The organism is Bacillus sp. SSR7 (genome assembly GCF_055902415.1).
Window position 1 is genome coordinate 178,822 of record NZ_JBVVXV010000003.1, and the last position, 24,053, is coordinate 202,874.

Annotated in this window: 28 protein-coding genes; 2 read left to right on the plus strand and 26 right to left on the minus strand. The window is 36.6% G+C overall.

The window, feature by feature from the left end; all coding sequences use genetic code 11:
- Positions 1 to 15: 15 nt before the first annotated feature.
- Genes panD through panB form a run of 3 tightly spaced genes read right to left on the minus strand, consistent with a single transcriptional unit; the run spans position 16 to position 2,096 of the window.
- A complete protein-coding gene (gene panD / locus AC0NJG_RS08190) occupies positions 16 to 399 on the minus strand; it encodes an aspartate 1-decarboxylase (RefSeq protein WP_087951869.1) in 384 nt (127 codons plus the stop codon).
- Between the two features lie 12 nt (positions 400 to 411).
- Entirely contained in the window at positions 412 to 1,260 is an 849-nt protein-coding gene (panC, locus tag AC0NJG_RS08195; RefSeq protein WP_474062975.1) for a pantoate--beta-alanine ligase, read from the minus strand.
- Positions 1,260 to 2,096: a 3-methyl-2-oxobutanoate hydroxymethyltransferase gene (gene panB, locus AC0NJG_RS08200; protein ID WP_087994416.1), complete on the minus strand. Its 837-nt coding sequence runs from the start codon at positions 2,094 to 2,096 to the stop codon at positions 1,260 to 1,262. Before panB ends, panC begins: the two co-directional genes overlap by 1 nt.
- Before the next feature lie 407 nt (positions 2,097 to 2,503).
- On the opposite strand from panB, the gene AC0NJG_RS08205 reads away from it, so the two are divergent.
- Positions 2,504 to 2,893, plus strand: a complete 390-nt coding sequence (locus tag AC0NJG_RS08205) for a cupredoxin domain-containing protein (protein WP_474062976.1) — start codon at positions 2,504 to 2,506, stop codon at positions 2,891 to 2,893.
- Positions 2,894 to 2,982: 89 nt separating this feature from the next.
- Here the strand turns inward: AC0NJG_RS08205 and AC0NJG_RS08210 are convergent, their stop codons facing one another.
- From AC0NJG_RS08210 to AC0NJG_RS08240, 7 genes are read right to left on the minus strand one after another with little or no spacing between them, the layout of a single operon-like run.
- Complete coding sequence (locus tag AC0NJG_RS08210; protein WP_474063005.1) at positions 2,983 to 3,963, minus strand: biotin--[acetyl-CoA-carboxylase] ligase; 981 nt, start codon at positions 3,961 to 3,963, stop codon at positions 2,983 to 2,985.
- Positions 3,948 to 5,141, minus strand: a complete 1,194-nt coding sequence (locus AC0NJG_RS08215; RefSeq protein ID WP_474062977.1) for a CCA tRNA nucleotidyltransferase — start codon at positions 5,139 to 5,141, stop codon at positions 3,948 to 3,950. The genes AC0NJG_RS08210 and AC0NJG_RS08215 overlap by 16 nt, the downstream gene beginning before the upstream one ends.
- A complete protein-coding gene (gene bshA, locus AC0NJG_RS08220; protein ID WP_087951864.1) occupies positions 5,128 to 6,273 on the minus strand; it encodes an N-acetyl-alpha-D-glucosaminyl L-malate synthase BshA in 1,146 nt (381 codons plus the stop codon). Before bshA ends, AC0NJG_RS08215 begins: the two co-directional genes overlap by 14 nt.
- Complete coding sequence (gene bshB1, locus AC0NJG_RS08225; protein WP_474062978.1) at positions 6,270 to 6,974, minus strand: bacillithiol biosynthesis deacetylase BshB1; 705 nt, start codon at positions 6,972 to 6,974, stop codon at positions 6,270 to 6,272. The genes bshA and bshB1 overlap by 4 nt, the downstream gene beginning before the upstream one ends.
- Positions 6,975 to 6,985: 11 nt before the next feature.
- Positions 6,986 to 7,381: a methylglyoxal synthase gene (gene mgsA / locus AC0NJG_RS08230; RefSeq protein ID WP_000684765.1), complete on the minus strand. Its 396-nt coding sequence runs from the start codon at positions 7,379 to 7,381 to the stop codon at positions 6,986 to 6,988.
- 14 nt (positions 7,382 to 7,395) lie between these two features.
- On the minus strand, positions 7,396 to 8,196 hold the full coding sequence (dapB, locus tag AC0NJG_RS08235; protein ID WP_000658804.1) for a dihydrodipicolinate reductase: 801 nt from the start codon (positions 8,194 to 8,196) through the stop codon (positions 7,396 to 7,398).
- Entirely contained in the window at positions 8,196 to 8,537 is a 342-nt protein-coding gene (locus AC0NJG_RS08240; protein WP_001992677.1) for a nucleotide pyrophosphohydrolase, read from the minus strand. The genes dapB and AC0NJG_RS08240 overlap by 1 nt, the downstream gene beginning before the upstream one ends.
- A gap of 383 nt (positions 8,538 to 8,920) precedes the next feature.
- Between AC0NJG_RS08240 and AC0NJG_RS08245 the strand changes: the two genes are divergently transcribed.
- Entirely contained in the window at positions 8,921 to 9,802 is an 882-nt protein-coding gene (locus AC0NJG_RS08245; RefSeq protein ID WP_087951861.1) for a YitT family protein, read from the plus strand.
- A gap of 28 nt (positions 9,803 to 9,830) precedes the next feature.
- On the opposite strand, the gene AC0NJG_RS08250 is transcribed toward AC0NJG_RS08245, so the two are convergent.
- The 16 genes from AC0NJG_RS08250 to hepT form a co-directional block, all read right to left on the minus strand.
- Positions 9,831 to 10,472: a uracil-DNA glycosylase gene (locus AC0NJG_RS08250; protein ID WP_087951860.1), complete on the minus strand. Its 642-nt coding sequence runs from the start codon at positions 10,470 to 10,472 to the stop codon at positions 9,831 to 9,833.
- A gap of 100 nt (positions 10,473 to 10,572) precedes the next feature.
- Positions 10,573 to 11,253, minus strand: a complete 681-nt coding sequence (locus tag AC0NJG_RS08255) for a zinc metallopeptidase (protein WP_000499536.1) — start codon at positions 11,251 to 11,253, stop codon at positions 10,573 to 10,575.
- Positions 11,254 to 11,357: 104 nt separating this feature from the next.
- Positions 11,358 to 12,146 (minus strand): sporulation protein YpjB, encoded by a 789-nt coding sequence (gene ypjB, locus AC0NJG_RS08260; RefSeq protein WP_087951859.1) that lies wholly within the window; start codon positions 12,144 to 12,146, stop codon positions 11,358 to 11,360.
- Positions 12,147 to 12,253: 107 nt separating this feature from the next.
- Complete coding sequence (gene lit, locus AC0NJG_RS08265; protein WP_087951858.1) at positions 12,254 to 12,940, minus strand: lipoprotein intramolecular transacylase Lit; 687 nt, start codon at positions 12,938 to 12,940, stop codon at positions 12,254 to 12,256.
- A gap of 24 nt (positions 12,941 to 12,964) precedes the next feature.
- Positions 12,965 to 13,555: a lipoprotein heptaprenylglyceryl N-acetyltransferase LhaT gene (gene lhaT / locus AC0NJG_RS08270; protein ID WP_140421319.1), complete on the minus strand. Its 591-nt coding sequence runs from the start codon at positions 13,553 to 13,555 to the stop codon at positions 12,965 to 12,967.
- Positions 13,556 to 13,667: 112 nt separating this feature from the next.
- Complete coding sequence (qcrC, locus tag AC0NJG_RS08275) at positions 13,668 to 14,435, minus strand: menaquinol-cytochrome c reductase cytochrome b/c subunit (protein ID WP_000554603.1); 768 nt, start codon at positions 14,433 to 14,435, stop codon at positions 13,668 to 13,670.
- Between the two features lie 43 nt (positions 14,436 to 14,478).
- Positions 14,479 to 15,153 (minus strand): menaquinol-cytochrome c reductase cytochrome b subunit, encoded by a 675-nt coding sequence (gene qcrB / locus AC0NJG_RS08280; RefSeq protein WP_000932700.1) that lies wholly within the window; start codon positions 15,151 to 15,153, stop codon positions 14,479 to 14,481.
- On the minus strand, positions 15,154 to 15,666 hold the full coding sequence (gene qcrA, locus AC0NJG_RS08285) for a menaquinol-cytochrome c reductase iron-sulfur subunit (RefSeq protein WP_001290418.1): 513 nt from the start codon (positions 15,664 to 15,666) through the stop codon (positions 15,154 to 15,156). It abuts the gene before it with no gap.
- 140 nt (positions 15,667 to 15,806) lie between these two features.
- Positions 15,807 to 16,283, minus strand: coding sequence for a YpiF family protein (locus AC0NJG_RS08290; protein ID WP_142940644.1), 477 nt, complete (start codon positions 16,281 to 16,283; stop codon positions 15,807 to 15,809).
- 135 nt (positions 16,284 to 16,418) lie between these two features.
- Positions 16,419 to 16,955, minus strand: coding sequence for a ReoY family proteolytic degradation factor (locus AC0NJG_RS08295; RefSeq protein WP_001095923.1), 537 nt, complete (start codon positions 16,953 to 16,955; stop codon positions 16,419 to 16,421).
- Between the two features lie 73 nt (positions 16,956 to 17,028).
- Positions 17,029 to 18,291, minus strand: a complete 1,263-nt coding sequence (locus AC0NJG_RS08300) for a tetratricopeptide repeat protein (protein WP_001168676.1) — start codon at positions 18,289 to 18,291, stop codon at positions 17,029 to 17,031.
- Positions 18,292 to 18,723: 432 nt separating this feature from the next.
- On the minus strand, positions 18,724 to 19,836 hold the full coding sequence (hisC, locus tag AC0NJG_RS08305; protein WP_173601338.1) for a histidinol-phosphate transaminase: 1,113 nt from the start codon (positions 19,834 to 19,836) through the stop codon (positions 18,724 to 18,726).
- Positions 19,837 to 19,966: 130 nt separating this feature from the next.
- A complete protein-coding gene (aroB, locus tag AC0NJG_RS08310; protein WP_087994421.1) occupies positions 19,967 to 21,052 on the minus strand; it encodes a 3-dehydroquinate synthase in 1,086 nt (361 codons plus the stop codon).
- Entirely contained in the window at positions 21,052 to 22,224 is a 1,173-nt protein-coding gene (gene aroC / locus AC0NJG_RS08315; protein ID WP_087951852.1) for a chorismate synthase, read from the minus strand. Before aroC ends, aroB begins: the two co-directional genes overlap by 1 nt.
- Positions 22,225 to 22,494: 270 nt before the next feature.
- The gene (ndk, locus tag AC0NJG_RS08320) at positions 22,495 to 22,941 is read right to left on the minus strand and encodes a nucleoside-diphosphate kinase (RefSeq protein ID WP_000415885.1); all 447 of its coding nucleotides are present in this window, start codon (positions 22,939 to 22,941) and stop codon (positions 22,495 to 22,497) included.
- A 124-nt stretch (positions 22,942 to 23,065) separates the two neighbouring features.
- The gene (gene hepT, locus AC0NJG_RS08325) at positions 23,066 to 24,028 is read right to left on the minus strand and encodes a heptaprenyl diphosphate synthase component II (RefSeq protein ID WP_087994423.1); all 963 of its coding nucleotides are present in this window, start codon (positions 24,026 to 24,028) and stop codon (positions 23,066 to 23,068) included.
- Positions 24,029 to 24,053: the final 25 nt, after the last annotated feature.

Sequence of the window (24,053 nt, forward strand, 5' to 3'; positions counted from 1 at the left end):
AGATAGCCTTCTTACTTATAATATCGTACCTGCTTTTTCAGCACCTAACATTTCAATAATTTGATTATCATCATCTAATACTGCAATTTTCGGCGATTGTTTATGAATATTTTCTTCTGCCACTAAACCGTAGCAAATAATAATAACTTTATCTCCTGGCTGTACAAGCCTTGCAGCTGCACCATTTAAGCAAACAACACCGCTACCACGTTCACCCTTAATAACATATGTCTCTAAGCGAGCACCATTATTATTATTTACAATTTGTACTTTTTCATTTTCTACAATATTTACTGCATCCATTAAATCTTCATCAATTGTAATACTACCTACATAATTTAAATTTGCTTCTGTTACTGTTGCACGATGTAACTTCGCTCTCATCATTGTGCGAAACATAGATGCTCCCCCTTATTTAACCGTTACTGTTATATTGTCAATTAATCGTACATTCTCAAATTTAACTGCAATCGCTAAAATGATTCGTCCTTCAATTTTATCCATTACTTGTAGTGAAGGATAAGCATATAAATCAGCATAATCTACAGTGCCTTTCGTATGCGTCTCAATATACTCTTTCACAAGAGTTGTAATGATTTCTGCATTCCGTTCGCCTGCCTCAATTCTTTCTTTCGCTACACATAGGCTACGGTATAAATGAGGAACTTCTTCACGCTCTTCTTGTGATAAATACACGTTACGAGAACTTTTCGCTAATCCATCTTCTTCCCTTACAATATCTACTGGTACGATTGTAACCGGAATATTAAAATCAGCAACAACCCCTTCAATGACAGCAACTTGCTGAGCGTCTTTCATACCGAAATAAGCACGCGTTGGTAATGTAATATTAAATAGTTTCATTAGTACAGTCGCAACACCAGCAAAATGACCCGGTCTTTGTTTGCCACATAATACATCGGTACGCTTTACAACTTCAACTGTTGTCGTTTGTTCTGCTGGATACATTTCTTCCACGCTCGGATAAAATAAATAATCTACACCGTTTTCTTTTGCTACATTTTCATCCCTATCAATATCACGAGGGTATCGATCTAAATCTTCATTCGGTCCAAACTGTAGCGGATTAACAAACACGCTTAACACTACAATTTCATTTTCTTCTCTTGCCTGACGTAATAAAGTCGCATGGCCTTCATGCAAATACCCCATCGTTGGGACAAAACCAATACTTTTTCCACTTGCACGCAGTTCGTTTGTAATTTGCTGCATCTCTTGCACTGTAGTTACGATTTTCATTATTGGTTTCCTCCGTATAACGCTAAGCATTCTTCCTCTTTCATTGTGAATGAATGTTTTTCTTCTGGAAATTGTCCTGTCTTTACTTCAGTAACATATTGTGAAATTCCTCTCACAATCTCCTCTTGAACAGACGTATATTGCTTCACAAATTTCGGAACACGATTTACGCCGTATGAAATAAGATCATGATAAACGAGTACTTGCCCATCTACTTTTTGCCCTGCTCCAATTCCAATCGTTGGAATTGTTAGTTGCTTCGAAATGAATTCTGCTAGCTGCATTGGCACACATTCTAATACAAGTGCTATCGCACCAGCTTCCTCACATCTCTTCGCATCTTCTATTAATTTTTTTGCACTTTCAGCATCTTTTCCTTGCACTTTATACCCACCTAATACTCCTACAGATTGAGGAGTTAAGCCTAAGTGCGCTACAACAGGAATCCCCGCATTTGTCAAGTAATGAATCGTTGATATCACTTCTCCTGCACCTTCTACCTTCAGTGCATGAGCACCACTCTCTTGAACGATGCGGCGTGCATTCACCATCGTATCTTGAGGCGACACATGATACGACATAAATGGCATATCAGTTACAATAAACGTCTCTTTCGCTCCTCGGCGTACAGCTTTCGTATGATGAATCATATCCTCTACTGTTACAGGTACTGTTGAATCGTATCCAAGCACAACCATCCCAAGGGAATCTCCAACTAGAATCATATCAACTTCCGCTTCTTCTGCTAACTTAGCAGATGGATAATCATACGCCGTTAGCATTGTAATCGGCTCACCTTGCTCTTTCATTTTTAAAAAATCTGTTTTTGTTTTCAAAAACTACTCCTCCTTTATACAGGAGAGAGGAGATGGCCGAAATCATATAAAAAAACCCTCTGGCCATAAAAGGGCAGAAGGGTTGTGTGTTAGTCGGCATTATTCATCCCTCTGTCCCAGTCCGTTATTGGATCAAGGCAGAATCCAAGTTATTATTTTTCGTATTGCTTCGAATTATGGTGCAGTTCGCTCTGATACTGCCCACATTCGAACTAATTATAGCAAACTCTAAAAAGGAATTACTACATTTTTTTGAAAAAATAATTTTTATCCTTATTACGGTATGTGAAATTTTTAAATAACGCATGCATAGAAAGATAAACAGATTTGTTTACATGCATAGTATAACTCTTAAAATAATGATGCAGGTTAATTGAGGAAACATACTTACAAAAGGAGAATTGCTAATGTCTATACGCACATGGTTATTTCGATTCATCGGTTTTCTTGTGATGCTTGTGGGAGTAACAACTTTAAATTCCCTCAATGTATTTGCCTCAATTAACGTCGTAACACAACCTGTTGAGTCTGCCAAAGTGATTGAAGTCGAGCTAAACGATGATTACTTTAAATCGAACGTCATCACGATTCCAATTGAAGAATCAACAACATTGCTATTGAAAAATAAAGGCAAGAGCGAGCACACCTTTACAGTAAAAAAACTCGGCATTGACGTCGTAGTCGAGTCAGGAAAAGAAAAAAATATTACCGTGAAACCTAAAAATACTGGTACATATGAATTAATATGCCGGTATCACCTTCTTAAAGGAATGGAGGGAAAAGTAATCGTCAAATGACAAGTAAATACTAAAAAATTCATTATCGCACCGCAAACTCATTTCAAAAATATTGAAATAAAAAAGAAGTTCCAAAAGAGGAACTTCTTTTACTTAATTTCGATATCCGCAGAATGAATGTGATGTACTTTTCCTTCATGATCTTCTAGAAGCAATACACCATCCTCTGTAATTCCTTTTGCTATCCCTGTAATTGTCTCTCTCATCGTTCGAGCGTTAATTTCTTTCCCGATGCTCACAGCGTAACTTTCCCAAAGAATTTTAATGACAGAGAAACCATTTTGTAAATACTCTTTATATAATTTTTCTAGTTGTAAAAAGATTTGTTGCATAAGCTCCGCACGAACAATTGGCTTACCAGATTCAATCGCTAAAGAAGTAGCGATATGCTGAATTTCCTCATCAAAATGTTCTTGCTTTTGATTCGCATTAATACCAATACCCATAATGACAGCATTAATTTTATCAGGATCAGCTTGCATTTCTGTTAATATACCTACAGCTTTTTTCCCCTGAATTAAAATATCATTCGGCCATTTTATTCCTACGTTTACACCTGTGCACTTTTCAATTGCTTGCGCAACGCTAACAGCGGCTAACAAAGTAAGTTGTGGTGCATGATGAACCGGGATTGATGGACGTAAAATAATACTCATCCAAATTCCTGTTCCTTTTGGTGAATGCCATTTTCTGCTTAAACGACCTCTACCGGCTGTTTGTTCTTCTGCCACAACAATCGTTCCTTCTTCTGCACCTTCATAAGCAAGTTTTGCTGCAATATACTGCGTCGATTCAACAGACTCTTCAAAATACACTGTTCTACCAATATGTTTCGTTTGTAACCCTAACTGAATTTCATTCGCAGTCACTTTGTCTGGCTTACTTGCAATTCGATAGCCTAATCGGCGTACAGCTTCAAGTTCATACCCCTCATTCCGAAGGTCCTCCATATGTTTCCACACAGCAGTTCTTGAGCAACCAAGTTTATCACTAATCGTTTGACCAGATACAAACTCGCCATCTGCTTCCGAAAAAACTTGCAATAACTGCTTTCTTATAGTAGATTGCATTCTTGCAGCCACTCCCTTATACACTCTTTCTCATTACCTACGTTTCCTTGTACGATTGCTTCTTCAATTTTTTGAATCATTTCAGCAACCCACGGACCTGGCTTTTTGCTTGCCCAGTTTAACAAATCATTCCCAGTCACATTCATCTCTTGTCGACTCTTGATTGGCAATGCTTGAAACAACGTTTGTACCCGGTTAACAGCTGTATGATCATAGCTTTCAATCATCGCTTCATATACTCTTTCTGCCATTTCAGCGATATGAATTCCCGTTTTATAAAGAAGAACTGTATCCCAATCCTTCTCCTTTCTCTTACGGATTGTTAATAAAACTGCGACGATATCTTTTATTTTTTTATTCGAAAACTTCCATTGACGTAAAAAGACAGCTGGATGTTCTTCCCCGATACAATATAAGAAAAACGCCCATGCCTCAATGTCTGTTTCAAAAGAATCCCATTTATACTGCGTAGCTTTTAACAATCTCTCTTCTGACATCTGTAAATATGGTAGATGAGAAAATAGTTTCGTTTCTACTAATTCTTTGAGAGCCTTCACACAATATGTGCCAGTTAACAGTTTTTCAAACTCCACTGTAATTCTCTCAATTGCTATATGTTCCAGCAAATGTCCATATGTTTCAATTGCTTGTTTCGTTTTCATTTCTAAAGAAAAACCTAACGTACTTACGAACCGAATACCACGCATCATTCGCAGGGCATCCTCTTGAAAACGATCCGCAGCATTTCCCACTGTCACAATTTCTCTCTTTTGAATCGCTTCCTGTCCAGCAAATAAATCAACCATTTCGCCTTCTTCTGTCATGGCAATTGCATTCATTGTGAAATCACGACGTTTTAAATCCTCTTCTAATGAACGAACAAATTGAACACTACTAGGTCTTCGAAAATCTTCATATTCGCTCTCTGTTCGAAACGTGGTTACCTCATAAGGTTCACCATTTTCTACTACAATTACAGTTCCATGCTCAAGACCAACAGGAACATGTCTTGGAAATATAGCCATCACTTCTTCTGGTAAAGCAGATGTCGCAATATCAATATCTCCAACCGGCCTATCGATAATAAGATCGCGTACGCTTCCGCCGACAAAGTAGGCCTCATGCCCTTGTTGCTTTAAAGTCTCAATAATAGAACTAGCTTTTTTAAATCTTTTCATTTTTGTCATCCCTTAGTACATCATAGTAAATCGTTTCATATTGTGAGACGATTTTTTCAGAGCGGAACTGCTCGTAAACACTTGCTCTTGCTCGCTCTCCCATATTACGGTGAAGTTCTTCATCCTTTAATAACTGAATGGCTTGATTTGCCACTCCCGTCGTATCGCCAACTTCACATAAATACCCTGTTTCACCATGTTGAATGACTTCTGGAATACCTCCAACCCTTGTTCCAATACAAGGTACACCACACGCCATCGCTTCTAATAAAACAAGACCAAAACTCTCTTTCTCTGATAGAAGTAACATTAAATCACTCATCGCAAGTAGCTCTGCAACATTATCTTGCTTCCCTAAGAATAAGACGCGATCTTCAATATGTAAATTTTTCACCAACTGTAAAATCGTGCAAAATTCTGGTCCATCTCCAACAAGAAGCAACTTCGCATCTACTTCTGTAACAATTTTAGCAAATGCCTGAACAACATCTTGCACACGTTTCACTTTACGGAAATTTGAAATATGAATGAGTATCTTTTCACTTTCACTTATACCGTATTCTTTCTTTAATTGAGTCATATCACGCTTGAAATATACACGTTCGTCTATAAAGTTATATACCGTTTGAATGTCTTTATTTGGTTTTACAAGCTCATGCGTTTCGTTAATTAATGAGTGCGAGACAGCCGTCACAACATCGGATTGCTCAATACCAAAACGAATTAAATTATTTAACGAAGGGTCGGAACCTAACACAGTAATATCTGTTCCATGCAAGGTTGTAACAATTTTAATACGCTCTCCAATCATTTGTTTTGCTAAATAAGCACAAATGGCATGTGGTATTGCGTAATGCACATGTAAAATGTCTAGGTTTTCTCTTTGTGCAACCTCTGCCATTTTACTCGCTAATGCTAAATCGTACGGTGGATATTGAAATACAGAGTATTGATTTACCGTTACTTCATGAAAGTAAATGTTTGGATACACTTTATTTAACCGGAATGGTAAACCCGATGTAATAAAATGAATTTCATGCCCTCGTTCCGCTAATTGCTTTCCTAATTCTGTTCCAACAACACCAGAACCACCTACTGAAGGATAACATGTAATACCTATTTTTAATTTCATTTACATCCCCCTATTAAATCAGCATGTAATAAAACCGGTTTCTTACTCATAAATCCTTCGGCATATAAGACTCCAACTTCTTTTCCAAACATTTTCTCACGAGCGACTACAGTTTCAACGTAACCTTCTGTTAACGGCGTTTTCACACCATCACTCCCTGTTGAAAACTGACTTTCATACGCTTCTAATGCTTCCACCTTTATAGAGAGGTACTCACTTATATCTATACAAAAATTCGGTTTATGAAAACCATTAATCATATAATGATAAAAAGACTCCACACGATGTGGTGAAAGTTCCGGCATATATTTACGGATTCCTGCTGAAAAAATAGCTTCTTCCACAAGTTTTGCACAATTTGCATGATCTGGGTGACGATCTTCATAATACGGCGCAAAAACTAGTTTTGGTTTATATGTACGAATCACCTTTACAATTTCACGTATATACTCTTCTTTTATATACAAACCACGGTCTGGCATCGCTAAATTTAATCTCGTTTTTACTCCCATTATACGAGCTGCCGCCTTTGCTTCTTCTTTTCTTAACTCTATCGTTCCATTAGAAGAAAGATCAGCTTCTGTTAAATCACAAATACCTACTTCATACCCTTGCTTCGTATATTTAGCAATGGTACCAGCCATGCCAATTTCAGCATCATCGGCATGAGCACCAAACGCTAATATATGTAATCCACTCATAATTGTTCCCCTCATTTTCTTAACTTGCGGTAATCTAAATCTCCTCGCTCTAATGCGTGCATTAACATTTCAGCACTCGCCATATTCGTTGCAAGTGGAATCGCATATACATCACATAAACGAAGCAATGCATTCACATCCGGTTCATGCGGCTGTGCTGTTAATGGATCGCGGAAGAAAATTACCATGTCTAAATCATTTTTTGCAATCATTGCACCAATTTCTTGATCGCCGCCAAGAGGACCAGATTGATATCTCGTTACAACTAAACCGGTCGCTTCCATGATACGAAGCCCTGTCGTTCCTGTTGCAAATAATTCATGTTGTTCAAAAATTGGTTTATATGCGTATGCAAACGAAACCATGTCATTTTTCTTTTTGTCATGTGCGATTAAGGCAATTTTCATCCGTTGTCTCCCCTTTAGTCGATAATATTTTCTAAACCGTACACAAGATGATCTAGATTCATTACTGTCTCAATTGATAGTTTTACACCAGACATAAATGATGCACGATTGAATGAATCATGACGAACTGTTAACATTTGTCCGTCTCCACCAAACATTACTTCTTGGTGTGCAATAAGTCCTGGTAAACGTACACTATGAATGTGAATACCGTCTACGTTTGCACCACGAGCTCCTTTTAGTTGCTCTACTTCATTTGGATGACCTTGCTGCTTTGATTCACGATTTTGACGAATCAATTCTACTGTTTTTACTGCAGTACCAGATGGTGCATCTAACTTTTGATCATGATGCAATTCAATTACTTCAACATCTTGGAAGTACTTCGCTGCCATTTGTGAGAATTTCATCATAAGAACTGCACCAATTGCAAAGTTTGGAGCGATAATTGTTCCTACTGCTTTTTCTTTTGCAGTCTCGGTTAATTGTTTTAGCTCTTCTTCTGTAAATCCAGTTGTACCAATAACAGAACGAAGTCCACGCTCAACTGCTAGTGTAACGTGTTGTTTTCCAACTTCTGGCGTTGTTAAATCTAACAACACATCTGCTTCTACTTCCTCTAAACAAGTATGTAAATCCGCGTAAATAGGTGTATCTAACGCTGGCATTCCAGGTAAATCAGAGATTTTCTCTCCACCATGCTTATAATCCACTGCTGCTACTAAATTAAAGTGTTCCGTTCTTTCCATAAGAAGAACTGCTTCATGTCCCATACGTCCTCTTGGTCCAGCGATAATTACTTTAATTTCTTTCATTATTCTTTCTCTCCCTCATCAATACGTGTCCAGCGATCTTTATCGCGCGTATTAAATTTATTCATTACAATGTTATGTGCTGTTTCTAAATCAATATTTAAACTATTTGCCATACAAATCATAACAAATAATACATCTCCAAGCTCTTCTTCAATACTACGTTCTGTTTCAGTTGTTTTCTTCGGTTTCTCACCATAATAATGATTAACCTCTCTTGCAAGCTCCCCCATTTCTTCCGTTAAACGAGCCATCATTGCAAGTGGACTGAAATAACCTTCTTTAAACTGACCAATATATGCATCTACTTCTTTCTGCATATCCTTCATCGTTTTCGCTTCCATACAATTCACCTCTAATCCTTCCTCTTTCATGTTAGCCAATTCATCGCGATTTGACAAATATTATTCCCCGCCAAACACCTATTTGCGACCCTTTTTGGGAAAGATTATAATAAAGTGAAACTTTCTTTTGCGATTTTTGCAAAAGATCAGCCTAAACCAATCGGGTTCCAACGGCTGGTCTGTACTTCTTCTGTGCTTTATCTCCTACCAGCCGTTGGAACGGGGTAAAGTGAAACTTCTTTTGCGGTTTTGGCAAAAGGTCATCCTAAACCAATCATTTTTTATAGTCTTCACTATTTTCACTAGCAACGAAAAATTACTTATCATTATGTTTTACCGTTTTAGCGGAGCAATGCCATTTACATAATTAGGGGGATTTCTATATGACATCAAATTTGAAGATTCGAAATATCATTTTCATTTTAATCGGTTCCGCTATTTTTTCTTTCGGTATTGTGAATATCAATATTGAAAATCACCTTGCAGAAGGTGGATTTACCGGTATTACACTATTATTGTATTTTCTATTTAAGTTTGACCCTTCTTATTCAAACTTAATTTTAAATATCCCTATATTTTTTATTGGTTGGAAATTACTTGGAAGAACGACATTTATATATACACTAATCGGCACCTTTAGCGTATCTTTATTTCTATGGATTTTTCAGCGTTACGAAGTTCTCAACTTACATGTAAACTTACAAAACGATATGACACTCGCGGCTTTATTCGCCGGAGCATTTATTGGTATCGGTCTTGGGATCATATTTAAATACGGCGGAACTACTGGCGGTGTAGATATTATCGCGAGACTCGCTCATAAATATGTTGGCTGGAGTATGGGGAAAACGATGTTTATGTTTGATGCTATCGTCATTATCGTCTCTATCCTTACCTATTTATCATATCGCGAGGGTATGTATACGTTAGTTGCTGTTTTTATCGGAGCGAAAGTGATTGATTTTATGCAAGAAGGAGCCTATGCAGCAAAAGGAGCAACGATTATCTCAGATAAAAACGATGAAATTGCTGCCAAAATTTTATGTGAGATGGAGCGCGGAGCAACCTTTTTAAAAGCTGTTGGGTCGTATACAAAAGTGGAACGGAACGTATTGTATTGCGTTGTTGCTAAAAATGAAATTGTGAAATTAAAAAACATTATTACTTCTGTAGATCCTCACGCCTTTGTTGCTGTAAGTGACGTACATGATGTAGTTGGTGAAGGTTTTACATTGGATGAAAATAAAAATCCATTACATACATAAACACAACTAGAAAAGCTTTTTAGCTTTTCTAGTTTTTTATTACATATCGCTTAAGTTTCTCTAAATCCTCATAAATAAGCTCCAATAAGCTCCGATTATAAAAAATGGAAGCAGGGTGGAATGTCGGAAAAATATGATATTCTTTCTCTGACCATGTAAACTCTGCACTTTGCATATCCTTTAATTTTTGAATGGGCTGTTTTAATAATTGTCCGTGTACATCTGTGATTTTTTTATCTTTTCCTGTTAAACGTTGAAGACCGATATTGCCAAGCGTGACGATAAGCTTCGGATTTATTTTCTCTAATTCATAATCTAACAAAGGCGCATGGGCAACTATTTCTCCTTGATTTGGCGTTCTATTATACTTTCTTTGTATGATTTCACCATTTCGTTCTTTTTTCTCTCGCCATTTATAAGGTCTACTCCGAACAGCGCTCGTAATATATACTTCATCCCTTGTAACGTGAATACGTTCTAAAAAACCCATTAATTGTTTTCCTGCCCTCCCGCTAAACGGAATCCCATTATGAATTTCCGTTTCACCAGGCGCTTCTCCTAACAACATAAATTTAGGATTTTCAGGACCTTGTCCACTTAAAAAACCTTCTAATTGATAAGGAGCACTACGCTCTTTCACTTGTTTTACTAAATGGTCTGGATATTTCATTTCCCCCACCGCCTTTCCGCATTACTTCTATTATTTCTATTTGCAATACATTATATAATTCAATCCACACAACAAAAAAGACTATCATAATTGATAGTCTTTAGTCGTCGCTACGCTGCATACCAGTATAAATCAATACGAGACGTAATAATTCAAATACCGCTACAGCTGCAGCTGCTACATATGTTAATGCTGCCGCATTTAATACTTTACGAGCTTGCCCATATTCATCAGTTGATACGATACCTAACGCTTCAATTTGTTGCATTGCACGCTTGGATGCATCAAACTCAACGGGTAATGTAACAAGTTGGAACACAACACCTGCTGCCATTAAAATGATACCTAAAAATATCATGTTAGCCATCGATGCAAAAATACCAATCATAATAAATATCCAGGAAATATTCGATCCAAAGTTTGCAACTGGCACTAACGAATGACGAATACGCATAAAGTTATAATCTTTTGCATCTTGAATTGCGTGTCCTACTTCGTGTGCTGCAACTGCTGTACCAGCAACTGAATGACCGTAATAGTTATCTGTTGATAATCGAACTGTTTTTGCAGTTGGATCATAATGGTCTGATAAATGACCCGGTGTTTCTTCAACAGCTACGTTGTATAATCCATTCTCATCTAAGATTTTCCGAGCCACTTCTGCTCCTGTCATACCTGATGTTGAGTAAACTTGTGAATACTTGCTATAGGCACTACGTACTTTTGACTGTGCATACAACGGTATGATCAAAATGATCGCGAAGTAAATTAAATAAAACATCATGAACCTCCATTGAAGTTTTAATTATAGTACTTCTCATTCTATTTTCTTCTGCCACCATTGTCAATGAATAAACCTTACAATCCGTATCTTTATTTATTACATTATCTATTCTTAGAATGGACATTACTTTTTCTTTTTTCTCTCTCCCCTTTATACTTTCTCCATCCAACATAAGTTAATGTGAATAAAATAAGACCTCCAGTAATTGTCATAAACCAAATGAGAGAGGGTGCAATTTCGTCTTTTTTTACTGTATGAAATATCTTTTGTAAATCCCCTTTTATGATTCCTACTTGCATTTGCCCACCTTTCGTTTTTAACATAACGTTACGAAATTCATCCAAATAAGATAAATGTGCATTTACACGCTGCACTTCGTTTTCTGGCAAGGCTATCATTAAGCTTGGATAAATAATATTAAATTCATGTAAAAATGTGTTTAACGTTTGTTGAAACTGTCCTGTATCTTCTTTTGTTATCGCTTTTTCCATTTGAGAAAAGGCACCCATTACTTTCCCTTCTCTTTCCATCCAAAGTGGTTGATACTTCGATACTTGTGCATCAACAGCGAGCTGCAGTGCTAGCACATTATCAATTTTAACTTGTTTACTTACATCTTCTTCCGCGAGAGATTGTTTCGCGTTGTCGTAAGCTAAAGAAATAACTCTAACTTGATTTGGCGTTACTTCTTGCTTCTTTTCATTCCCCTTTATGACAAACTGCTCCGAGAAATGTTGTAATACTTGTACTGCTTTTTCATCTTCATTACGCTTCACTAATTGTAATGAGTCATCCAACAACCCTGTTAGTTCACTCCACTCTTCAGCATATATACGTAACGGAAACATTATAATTAGAAATGCTATCAATCCAACTAATGTTCTCTTCATCACGGTCCCCCCTATAACTACTAGTACAAAATATGTTAATTTGGACAAGAATAGAACAGAACTGGACCGAAAAATATATTATCGTTTTACAAACAAAAAAATTCTCTTTAAACAGAGAATTTTTCTTTTGAAATCCTTTTCTTTTTTACGAAATATTTATATAAGCTATAACAAATTATGCTACCACATAAAATAAATAATAAAATAGCACACGCTGCATGCATAAAGAACTCTTCTGGTAACATTAATATAATCGGATCTGTTTCAATATCAAACATCCAATAATCATTACTGAATAAAAGCTTATGGAATAATACAAAACTCTTTTCAAAATTAATAGCGATCGGTAACATAAGCGCTATCGGAAAGATAATTGTTACAATTGATCCGTGCAGTAAAAACTTTTCATTTTTCTTTTTTAATAAATAAATCCCGCCTATTATTGCAATCATAATTGTCGCATACATCACATATTGAATTTTCACTAAAATATTTTTAACATCTACAAAATGAATACGGCCATTTGTGGACATATCTAATGTTGGAAACTGTAATGCCCCGTCATAAAACGGAGATAAATATGTGATAAGCACATCATAATTTCTTTTAATATCAGCCTTCGTCATATCCGCTAAGTCTGGAATGTTTAAAAAATCAATTTCAAAATAATATAACCATTTTCCGTACACCACCACTGTTGTTGCGAGTGCAAATATAGAAAATGCTATGCTATATGAAACAATTATCGTAATCAATCGATCCAATATTTTTGTACCACTCGTATTTTTCTTCATTTTCTCCCCCTAATGTTCTAACGATTATAAAGAAAACTGTTTTCGATTCTCACGTAAGCAATAATAATATGTCATACAAAGCACAACAATGCTTAGCCAGAACGTAAAATAACCAATTTCCCCTACAAACAAATGCATAATTCCATATCTCGGCATTTGCCAAAACAAATAATCAATTGCATCGTTATGTAATGTCCATACAGCTGCTACCGCAAAATGCCATTTTTTTATACGGTAAAACGGTGCATATAGCACTGCTTGTACTGCCATCGCAAAATGTGAAAGCATTAACATATACCCGATAAAGCCAATAGGACCTTTTACATAAATCATAACCGCATTTACAACAACAGCCCATATTCCATATTTTATTAAAGTAACAATCGCTAGCGCCTCTATTAATCCCCAATTTCTTTTTATTAAAAAAGCAATTAAAACAATGACAAAAAAGAGACTTGCCATAGGGCTATCGGGTACAAACGGCCAAAATATAGGTGAAGTTTCTTTTAATTGATTTCCATACCATATAAATCCGTATATCGTACCTAGTATGTTAACAACTAATAAAAATAATAATACGGAGCGTTGTCTTAACATTGCATACAAGTAAACCAAGTTGTATGTCCAACACCTTTCATTCTTTCATCAGACTCTACTCTATTATATAGTAAACTTTCTATCATCAAAATAAAAAGCTGACTACAAATTTTTTGTAGTCAGCTTTTTATTATTTTTTATTATACTTTGCAACGAATTCCGAAAGCTTCTTCAGCTCCTCATCTGTACCTTTAAATACACCTTTAGGCATGGAACCTTTTCCCTCTTTCGCAATTTTAGCAATTTCTTCTGGCTTTAAAGTTAAATTTTGCAGTGCCGGTGCTGCTGCCCCGCCCTGTAAATTGTCACCGTGACATGTTAAACAAGTATTTTTTTGCATTAATTTATAACCGTCATCATTTTTATCAACTGGTGCTGTTTTTACAATTGCTCCTTGTTTTTTTGCAGCTTCCCAGTCGTGGTGTGCTACAGATTCCCAAGTTAAAAAGATAATCGATGCAATTGCTAAAAGCATAAATCCCGTTGCTACAGGACGCTTCAATGGGCGTCTTTCTGGGCCTCGATCAAGAAATGGAGCTAACAGTAATGCGCCAAACGCAATCCCTGGCATAATGAACGCTCCAATTACAGTAAATGAGCCAGAAGCATAAGAATACTTTAATAACTGATACAAGAATAAGAAATACCAATCTGGAAGTGGTATATATCCAGCATCAGTTGGATCCGCCATTCTTTCAAGCGGTGACGGATGCGCCACTGTTAAACATAAATAACCGATTAAAAAAACTGCACCAACCATCCATTCTTTTAACAAGAAGTTCGGCCAAAATGCTTCTGTTTTCCCTGGGTATTCAGAATAGTCTTTTGGAATATTTGGTTTCCGAGCTACTGGTACCCGAGAATCTCCTACAAACTTCATCCCTTTGCCGCGATGCATAATCTCCCTCCTTTAGTTCTTTCCCCTTTAATTTAGCAATCTCTTATAGTGGACCGGAAATACCTTGTTTGCGAATCATGATGAAGTGGAAGGCCATTAAACCTAGAAGTGCTGCTGGTAAGAAGAAGACGTGAATAGCAAAGAAGCGAGTTAATGTTTGAGCGCCAACAATTTCGGAATGACCAGCGAGTAATGTTTTAATGTAAGGACCAATGAGCGGCGTTTGCTCTGCAATTTGAATCCCTACTTTCGTAGCAAATAACGCTTTCATATCCCACGGTAATAAATATCCGGTAAAACCAAGACCTAACATAACAAAGAAAATAAGAACACCAACAATCCAGTTTAGCTCACGAGGCTTTTTATACGCACCCTGGAAGAAAACTCTAAGTGTATGTAAAAACATCATTACAATTACGAGACTAGCACCCCAGTGGTGCATACCACGAACAATTTGCCCATATGCAACTTCATTTTGCAAATAATAAACCGATTCCCAAGCATTTTTAATATCAGGCACATAATACATCGTCAAAAACATTCCAGATAAAATTTGAATTACAGTAACGAAAAAGGTAAGTCCACCAAAGCAATAAACGAATGCAGAAAAGTGATGTGCCGGGTTTACATGTTCAGGTACTTCATGATCAGCGATATCACGCCATATTGGTGTAATATCTAACCTTTCATCTACCCAATCATAAATTTTATTTAGCATCTACTTTGCACCCCCTCTTGGCTTCGCTTTTCCTAGATACAATGTTCCATCTTTCACTTTAGATTCGTATACATCAAGTGGAGCAAGGGGCGGCGTGCCTTTAATGTTAATTCCGTCTTTTGTGTAACGACCCCCGTGACATGGACAAAAGAATTGATTCGGATGTGCTTTGTCCGAATTCCAGTTAACCGTACATCCTAAATGTTTACATACTGGAGAGAACGCAACAATGTCTCCGCTTTCATCTTTATGAACCCAAGCTGATTTTGGCTCTTCGGACTTGTACCAACCATCAACCTGCTTCACCTTAAAGTCGAAACGTTTCGGCTCTGTTGTAATATCCTTTACTTGTGCAACAGCAACCATATCCGTTCCCGCTTCTTTTCTTAACACCGGATCAAGCGCAAATCGCGTCATCGGCATTAAAATACCCGCTGCCATAAAGCCTCCTACCCCTGTAAGGGTGTAATTTAAAAACTGTCTTCTTGACACACGATGTTCTTTCTCGCTCACGAAAATTTCCCCCCTCTATCAGAAATTGTCCCCTCGTGATAAATTATATAAAAAATAAAAACTAGGACACTATCATGATATAATACGCTCATGCACAGGTCAATATCATACTACTCATAATAATAAGAACTTTCTGTTTATTATTGTTTTCCCCATTTTTCTTCTAACATTACCATGATATTTTTTATATGTGCATGAATCACTTCTCTTTTCGCTTGATCACTAAATTGTTCTAACGCTAATGAAGGAAACCAAAATAAATCTCCCTGCAATTCTTGCATATCTTCTTTCCATGAAAAATCACTTGTAACATAAGCAATATGCTTAAAACCTTGCTTTCTCAAATGATTTGTCCATTCTTGCAAACGACCTTTTTCGTTTTTTTGACTTTCTACTAAATACGTAAATGCAGGTAGTAAAAGCACTCTTCCTTTATATTCTCTTTCTAGCTCCATACTCAACAATTCGATAAATTCCCCTTGTTCTACTACCGTTTTCATTTCTTTTGCTGCTGAAATTGATAAAAGTGGTATAACACCCGTATCTACATATTCTCTTACTTGCTCAAACTGCTCCACATCTTTTACAATCCATTTCAAATTTCTTCCCTCCCTCACCTGAAAATGACAGAACTTTCACTTTATATATATTAAACCATACTAAAAGAGGTAAAAAAAGAAAAACTACCTATATTAAGGTAGTTTTTCTTAAAAAGTCTGAAATTTGTAAAATTTTATGAATCCAAATGAATTCTATAACATCTTTAACTCCGCTGTTAACCTGTGAAATGCTTCCTTATCTTGCTTATCCAGCGCTTCATCAATTTGCTTTAGAAGACGTTCTCTTCTAAAAGAAAATACACTTTCTTCTAAAAACCTTTCTGCAAGTAAACGATCTTTTTCATTTACTTCAATGTGCTTTGGTAAATACGGGTTTTCTTCTAATACAGCTACATAGTTGGCATTTTGAAACGATGATTTAAAATTGAGTTGAATATAAATATCCTCATCTCGATTTAAACGAATATCATGAAACGATTTTTCAGCATCTGTTGTCATAACATTTTGTTTAAAAAAGTGAAACGGTGTATCTTTTACACAATTCGCGGACATTACTAAGCCACGCGGACAATATTTTGCATGCTCTACGAAGTGGACTTTATGCATCAATTGGTCGTGACTCATTAAATAATTCAAAATCCATACACATTCACGCTGTTTCAGTTGGTAATTATTCAAAAACCATTTTACAAAATCCTTCTTCTCGTTTACAGAAACAGGGGTATTCATAGCAATTAAGTCCCTCCTCTGTCTTTCTCTTTTCTTTTTAGATTCAAGAAGCGGCATTCAGTTTCCTTCCAACTTATGAAAAATCCTCTAAATTATATAACAATTCTTCAATATGAATTTGTGTCGGGTCTAGTTGTATTAACTGAGTAAATACTTCTTTCGCCTCTTTTCGCATACCTTCTTCCAATAAGAAATAACCGTACTCTTCCAAGAAGTCTGGATGATTCTTAAAAGAAGTATATGCACTTTCATAGTGTTTTAATGCATCCGAATACATTTCTAATTGTTTTTTTGCAAATGCAAGATCCCAAAGTAGTTGTGTATCTGGTTCTCCGCTATCAATTGCACGCTCTACAACAGCGATTAACTCTTCATATTTTTCTTGTTCCTTTAAGATGTACGCATATTTTAATGTTGCACCTAAATGTCCTGGATCTAACTCAAGCGCTTTTTGAAGTACTTCCTCTGCTTCCGCAATTTTCCCTAATTTCGCCGCAATGTTTGCTAATTCTACATAAAATGGTACAGAAAGCTCATCTACTTTAATTCCTTCATGAAGTGTTTCATAGCTTTCTTGAAGCATCCCTTCTTTTTCATAGCTTTTCGCTAAATACATGTAAAGCGATGCATACTCAGGATCTAATTCTTTCAGTTCTTGCCAAGCACCAATTGCTCGTTGGTATTCTTCACCTTGGTATAACGTGAAGGCATATCCAAATAATGAGTGAATATCTTTTTGTTCCTCTAAACCTGCTTCGTAGTAAGAAATCGCCTCTTCCCAATTTCCAATCGCACTTAACGTTTCTCCAAGGCGTAGCGCAATGACAACACCACCCATTACTTTATGTTCCGCTAATAGCGACTCATAATAAGTGATTGCCTTTTGTTCTTCACCTTTACTACTATATAACTCTGCTAATCCAAACGTAATGACAGGCTCGTCAGGCATCATTTCTTTCGCCTTTAATAGTTTTTGTTCTGCTACATCATCGAAACCTTGCATTTGGAATAAATCCGCAACAAGTAATAACGATTGAACATATAAATCATCATTTTCTGGAATATCATGAAGCACCTCAATCGCTTCATCTTCTTTGTCAAGATCAATATATAATTCTGCTAAAAATACAGTGAATTCACTTTCCTCTGGATACAATAAACGTAAGTCTTCTGTAATAGCTAACGCTTCATCCGTAAATCCCAGTGTATGATAATAGCGAGCGATATCATACTTCTCTTCATCATTCGCAATTTTTAATTGTTCTTTTAATAATTGTAACCCTTTTTCCGCTTCACCATTTTCAATATATGAAACAGCTTGTTCAAACTTTTGCATAAACGTCTCCTTTAATTCTAAAAAATATTCTTTTCTGTTCATTTACCCCGCTATTAACGGGCAGTAAGACCCCACCTCAAAATTCAGCTACGGCAAAGAAGTTAGTTTTGGGGTCAACTGCCCGTAAAAGCCCGATTGGTTCAACTAATAATCAGCGGGGGATAAACATCCCCCCACTGATTAAAGTTTCACTTTATCATAAGCAACTAAGTGTAAGAACGCAACCTTTAGAATGAGCATACTTCTTCTTGTACTTTCACTGATAACGATTCAAATATGACACCGATACCGCATTACTACTTTCTATTGTACCGTTTTCTTTTATGACCGTGCAAATAACTCCCCTTATTAATTATTAGCCCGCACGAACTCTTTACAGTTCTTCTTTATTTAAATAAAAAAGGCTCCTATATTAGGAGCCTTTACAAACTCTTAAGAGTATGTTTCTTCTTTCTTTACTTGCTCGTTTACAAGCTCTTTCAACAGTTCTATAATTTCATCATTTTCTTCTTTCAAACCGACAGTAATACGAATGCCATCATGTATACCAAATGCAGCACCAGAACGAACGATATAGCCTTTCTTCATTAATCGTTCGAAAGCCTCATTACCAGGAATACCGAGCTTTAAGAAAATGAAATTTGTTTGAGATGGATAATAGAATACGTTATATTCCTTACAAAATGCATAATACTGATTTAAACCTTCTTCATTCTTTTTCACGCATTCTTGTAAAAATGCTTGATCTTCTAATGCAGCGAATGCTACAGATTGCGCTACAGTCGATGTATTAAATGGTAACCTTGCTACTTCTAGTTGCCCAATTAACCGCTCATTACCAACCGCATATCCGATACGGAAAGCTGCTAAACCATATGCTTTTGAAAACGTGCGTAAAATCATAAGATTTTCATACTTGTCAAGAAGTGGCAACGTTTGCGGATAGTCTTCTGCCCCCGCATATTCATAGTATGCTTCGTCCATAATAACGAGCGCTGACTTAGGAACTGATTCTAAAAATGAAAGTAATTTTTGTTTCTCTACATATGTACCTGTCGGATTATTCGGATTACAAATCCATACGACCTTCGTTTTATCATCTACTTGCTCTAGCATCGCATCTAAATCATGAATGCCATCTTTAAGTGGTACTTCACGAACTTCTGCTCCTTCAATAACAGCATGGTGATGGTATTGCGAGAATGTTGGATTCGCCATTACAACATTTGTTCCTTCGTGTAGTAATGCACGGCTAATCATTTGAATGACTTCATCTAATCCACTACCAAATAGTAGTTGTTCTGCTTTTACACCTAAATGTTCCGCTACTTTTGTCCGCAGTTCAAAGGCATATCCATCTGGATAAAGGGCATATTGGCTCGCTAAAGAAGTTAATGCTTCTGTCACACGCGCTGAGCAACCGAATGGATTTTCGTTCGATGCTAATTTCACAATTTTTGATAACCCATATTCCCTTTTTACTTCTTCAATATTTTTCCCAGGTACATATGCTCTCAAAGTTAACAATTGCTCTTTTACTCTCATTTTTCTTCCCCCAGTCGTTTTATTCAATACGATTACAATATGGTTATACTCCCTTACTATAATCGTTTATCATAACCGTCACTATTACGAAAACACTTCTAAATAGGCTCTTCACAGTTGTTACCTATCTTTATACCATATTCTTTTGAAATGCCTCTAACGCAATATGAACAGTCTCATCTGGAATAGATACGACATTTACTACCCCATATTCCTGCATAAGCACCATATGAATTGTTCCTGCATTCGCTTTCTTATCTTGTTTCATCAACCCGACGAGGCGTTCTACATTCAAATCACGTGGCATTTTTGGATAACCGTACTTTAAAAACCACTGCTTCATCTCTTCATAAGCAAGATTAACCTTATACACTTGCTCACTTAAGAATATAGCAAATAACATTCCAACTGCTACTCCGTCACCGTGAGTAATATTTCCGTATCCTAGTTCTTTTTCAAGAGCATGACCTAACGTATGCCCAAAGTTCAAATGAGCACGTACACCTTTTTCTGTTTCATCTTGTGCTACAATGTTTGCCTTTACAGGAATCGCCTTCGTTAATATGTGGATTAATTTCTCATCACGAAGATCTGCTAATGTTTGCACTTCTTCTTTTAGCCAATGATATAGTTTTACATCACCAATTAGAGCATGTTTTATCACTTCTGCATAACCTGAGCGCCACTCTTTTTCAGGAAGAGACTGTAAAAACGGCGTATGATATACGACTGCTTCTGGTTGATGGAATGCACCTATCATATTTTTACCTAACGGATGATTGATTGCTACTTTCCCGCCTACTGCGCTATCGTGAGCTAATAAAGTCGTCGGAACTTGAACAAAGCGAATTCCACGCATAAATGACGCAGCAACAAAACCAGCTAAATCTCCAATCATCCCACCTCCAAGTGCAACAATTAAAGAATTTCTATCTAATTTATTTTCAAGAGCTGACGTATGAGCCGCATAGAAATTTTCAAAGGACTTCTCTTTTTCACCACTCGGTACAACGAATGAAAATACTTTTTGCTCTATTTGCAACGCATCTACAACTGTCTGTAAATATAAAGATGCAACAGCTTCATCTGAAATGATCATTACATTAGACACAGCTGGCTGCATATTTTGAACAATTGTTATCAAATGTGACAACGCTTCTTTTCCAACGTGTACATCATATTCTTTTGACTTCGTTTGAATATGTATGTTTCCCATTAAAATCCCCTCGCATATTCATTATGTTTCTCAATATTTTCACGAATAAGGTCCATACGATCTAATCCGAATTGTTCTATTAAAGCTGTAGCTAATTCCCAAGCTACAACCGCTTCTGCAACGACACTAGCTGCTGGAACAGCACAACTATCTGAACGTTCAATACTTGCTGTAAAAGGCTCTTTCGTATCAATATCGACACTTTGAAGCGGTTTATATAGTGTAGGTATCGGTTTCATCACTCCGCGCACAACAATTGGCATTCCAGTCGTCATACCGCCTTCTAAACCACCCGCGTTATTTGTTCTTCGTGTATATCCATGCTCTTTATTCCACAAAATTTCATCATGAACTTCGCTACCCGGTCTATGTGCTGCTTCAAAACCAATTCCAATCTCGACACCTTTAAAAGCATTAATGCTCATCATTGCGGCTGCTAATTTTGCATCTAGTTTTCGATCATAATGCACATAGCTTCCTACTCCAATCGGCATCCCTTCCACAATTACTTCAACGATGCCACCGATTGAATCACCATTCGCTTTCGCATCATCAATTGCTTTTATCATTTGATTACCAGCTTCTTCATCTAAACAACGGACAGGTGATGCTTCTGTAATACTTTTTAATTCTTCAATTGAACGATACGTAGTCTCCTTAGCCTTAACACCGCCAATTTCAATTACATGGCCTGCTACTGCAACACCAAGTTCCGCTAACAATTTTTTAGCAATCGCACCAGCAGCAACACGTACTGTCGTTTCGCGAGCCGAAGAACGTTCCAGTACATTTCTCATATCTCTATGACCATATTTAATCGCACCATTTAAATCAGCATGTCCAGGTCTTGGTTTTGTTACTTTCCTTTTCATTTCTTTTTCTTCTTGTTCCGTTAACGGCTCTGCACCCATAATTTTTGTCCAATGTGCAAAATCACGGTTTTCGACAACAAGTGCAATTGGAGAACCTAATGTCTCTCCATGTCTAACACCACTTACAATCTGCACTTGATCTGTTTCAATTTGCATGCGTCTACCGCGCCCATATCCCTTTTGCCTTCTAGCTAACTCTTCATTTATATCATCCGCTACTAATGGTAGTCCGGCTGGAACACCTTCTATAATCGTTGTAAGTTGTGGACCATGAGATTCACCAGCTGTAATATATCGCATACGTTATTCCTCTTTTCGTATATGTATTTATCTCGCTATATTAAGCAATAATATTATCTTTCATTATTCTAAAAATATGAAAGAGTTATGAATACATCAGCCATTCGCTTATTCTCCGATAGGCCTTTACTTTACATATCAATATATCATAACAGCTCTAACTTCGTAACTAATAGAAATAAAAAAAGTGCAAGAAGAATACCCCTATTCTCCTTGCACTTTCTACTATTATCACAGTGATTAAAGCGTTTACAAATTATTTCAAAATAATTAGTAAATCCATTCATTCATTAATTTTGAGTAGTCAACTAATTCTTCTTCTTTAAAGAAAATAGCAATCTCGCGCTCTGCACTTTCTAACGAATCAGAACCATGGATAATATTTTTCGCAACAGTTACACCGAAATCTCCACGAATTGTTCCAGGAGCTGCCTCATGTGGTCTTGTTTTACCCATCATGTTACGAGCTGTATCTACTACACCTTCACCTTGCCATACCATTGCAAATACAGGGCCAGATGTAATAAAGTCTACTAATTCACCAAAGAAAGGTTTCTCTGTGTGCTCAGCATAATGTTGTCCAGCAATTTCCGGAGTGACTTGCATTAATTTTGCACCAACTAATTGAAAGCCCTTCTTCTCAAAACGAGCTACAATTTCCCCAATGAAGGCACGTTGTACACCGTCTGGTTTAACCATTAGAAATGTTTTTTCCATAAAAAATCTCTCCACTTCTGAATTATGTATGTAATTGTATATCCCCACACACATATTAACACCCTTATCACAATTGTGCAATAGTTTTGAAATAGAGAGATTATTTTATTTTTTAGAAAAAACACTAAAATTTTCGTTTTCCAATATACTTTGCTACATTTTGTAATGCATACTTTGCTTGTCCACGTGGGAGTGGTTTTATAATTTCTAATGCTTTATGTAAATAACGTTCACTAAACGCAAATGCTTTATCAATAGCAGCACTATTCTTTACAGCCTCAATAATTTCTTTCATTTCGTCCGCTGTTGTATTTTCATGTACAGATCTGATTTTCTTACACAGGATCGGATCTTCCATAGCATATAGAGCAGGAAGCGTAATGTTTCCTTGCAATAAATCACCACCAGCAGGTTTTCCAAGTTTCTCTTCTGTGGAAACGAAGTCTAAAATGTCATCAATAATTTGATACGACATCCCTACGAAATAGCCATACCAAAACAGACGACTTACTGTATCACGATTAGCACCAGCAGCAATCGCTCCTAGTTGGCAACTTGCAGCAATTAATAATGCGGTTTTTCGCTTTATTCTTCTTAAATATGTTCTTAAATTTTGGTCATAGTCATACTTATCTTTAATTTGTTCGATTTCACCTTTACAAACTTCTAAAATGGTATGCGATAGAGCCTGATGTGCCTCTGGAATTTCAATATTCGTTATACATTCAAGAGACTTAGCGAATAAATAGTCCCCTGTATACATGGCAATACGATCTCCCCATTTCGCATTCACAGTTGCACTACCACGTCGTAAAAACGCTGCATCAATAACATCATCGTGAACAAGAGAAGCCATATGAATAAGTTCTAACGCAACAGCTACATGCTTAATTGCGTCTAACTTATAATCTCCAAATTTCCCTGCAAGCAACACAAATACAGGACGAATTCGCTTCCCACCAGCTTCAATAAGTTGTAATGCCGCCTCTTCTACTAATGGCTGTTCAGAAGCAACTGTCTTTTTTAATTCTTTTTCTATCACATTAATATCCGATCGTAAAAAAGAGTACATAAGTTGTAACTTCATATTGTTCACCTTAACCTAAAACTTC

What these genes read in the sequence shown, in the direction of transcription:
- panD (WP_087951869.1), bottom strand. Translation starts at nt 399, where the DNA reads ATGTTTCGCACAATGATGAGAGCGAAGTTACATCGTGCAACAGTAACA.
- panC (WP_474062975.1), bottom strand. Translation starts at nt 1,260, where the DNA reads ATGAAAATCGTAACTACAGTGCAAGAGATGCAGCAAATTACAAACGAA.
- AC0NJG_RS08205 (WP_474062976.1), top strand. Translation starts at nt 2,504, where the DNA reads ATGTCTATACGCACATGGTTATTTCGATTCATCGGTTTTCTTGTGATG.
- AC0NJG_RS08210 (WP_474063005.1), bottom strand. Translation starts at nt 3,963, where the DNA reads ATGCAATCTACTATAAGAAAGCAGTTATTGCAAGTTTTTTCGGAAGCA.
- AC0NJG_RS08215 (WP_474062977.1), bottom strand. Translation starts at nt 5,141, where the DNA reads ATGAAAAGATTTAAAAAAGCTAGTTCTATTATTGAGACTTTAAAGCAA.
- bshA (WP_087951864.1), bottom strand. Translation starts at nt 6,273, where the DNA reads ATGAAATTAAAAATAGGTATTACATGTTATCCTTCAGTAGGTGGTTCT.
- bshB1 (WP_474062978.1), bottom strand. Translation starts at nt 6,974, where the DNA reads ATGAGTGGATTACATATATTAGCGTTTGGTGCTCATGCCGATGATGCT.
- mgsA (WP_000684765.1), bottom strand. Translation starts at nt 7,381, where the DNA reads ATGAAAATTGCCTTAATCGCACATGACAAAAAGAAAAATGACATGGTT.
- dapB (WP_000658804.1), bottom strand. Translation starts at nt 8,196, where the DNA reads ATGAAAGAAATTAAAGTAATTATCGCTGGACCAAGAGGACGTATGGGA.
- AC0NJG_RS08240 (WP_001992677.1), bottom strand. Translation starts at nt 8,537, where the DNA reads ATGGAAGCGAAAACGATGAAGGATATGCAGAAAGAAGTAGATGCATAT.
- AC0NJG_RS08245 (WP_087951861.1), top strand. Translation starts at nt 8,921, where the DNA reads ATGACATCAAATTTGAAGATTCGAAATATCATTTTCATTTTAATCGGT.
- AC0NJG_RS08250 (WP_087951860.1), bottom strand. Translation starts at nt 10,472, where the DNA reads ATGAAATATCCAGACCATTTAGTAAAACAAGTGAAAGAGCGTAGTGCT.
- AC0NJG_RS08255 (WP_000499536.1), bottom strand. Translation starts at nt 11,253, where the DNA reads ATGTTTTATTTAATTTACTTCGCGATCATTTTGATCATACCGTTGTAT.
- ypjB (WP_087951859.1), bottom strand. Translation starts at nt 12,146, where the DNA reads ATGAAGAGAACATTAGTTGGATTGATAGCATTTCTAATTATAATGTTT.
- lit (WP_087951858.1), bottom strand. Translation starts at nt 12,940, where the DNA reads ATGAAGAAAAATACGAGTGGTACAAAAATATTGGATCGATTGATTACG.
- qcrC (WP_000554603.1), bottom strand. Translation starts at nt 14,435, where the DNA reads ATGCATCGCGGCAAAGGGATGAAGTTTGTAGGAGATTCTCGGGTACCA.
- qcrB (WP_000932700.1), bottom strand. Translation starts at nt 15,153, where the DNA reads ATGCTAAATAAAATTTATGATTGGGTAGATGAAAGGTTAGATATTACA.
- AC0NJG_RS08295 (WP_001095923.1), bottom strand. Translation starts at nt 16,955, where the DNA reads ATGAATACCCCTGTTTCTGTAAACGAGAAGAAGGATTTTGTAAAATGG.
- AC0NJG_RS08300 (WP_001168676.1), bottom strand. Translation starts at nt 18,291, where the DNA reads ATGCAAAAGTTTGAACAAGCTGTTTCATATATTGAAAATGGTGAAGCG.
- hisC (WP_173601338.1), bottom strand. Translation starts at nt 19,836, where the DNA reads ATGAGAGTAAAAGAGCAATTGTTAACTTTGAGAGCATATGTACCTGGG.
- aroB (WP_087994421.1), bottom strand. Translation starts at nt 21,052, where the DNA reads ATGGGAAACATACATATTCAAACGAAGTCAAAAGAATATGATGTACAC.
- aroC (WP_087951852.1), bottom strand. Translation starts at nt 22,224, where the DNA reads ATGCGATATATTACAGCTGGTGAATCTCATGGTCCACAACTTACAACG.
- ndk (WP_000415885.1), bottom strand. Translation starts at nt 22,941, where the DNA reads ATGGAAAAAACATTTCTAATGGTTAAACCAGACGGTGTACAACGTGCC.
- hepT (WP_087994423.1), bottom strand. Translation starts at nt 24,028, where the DNA reads ATGAAGTTACAACTTATGTACTCTTTTTTACGATCGGATATTAATGTG.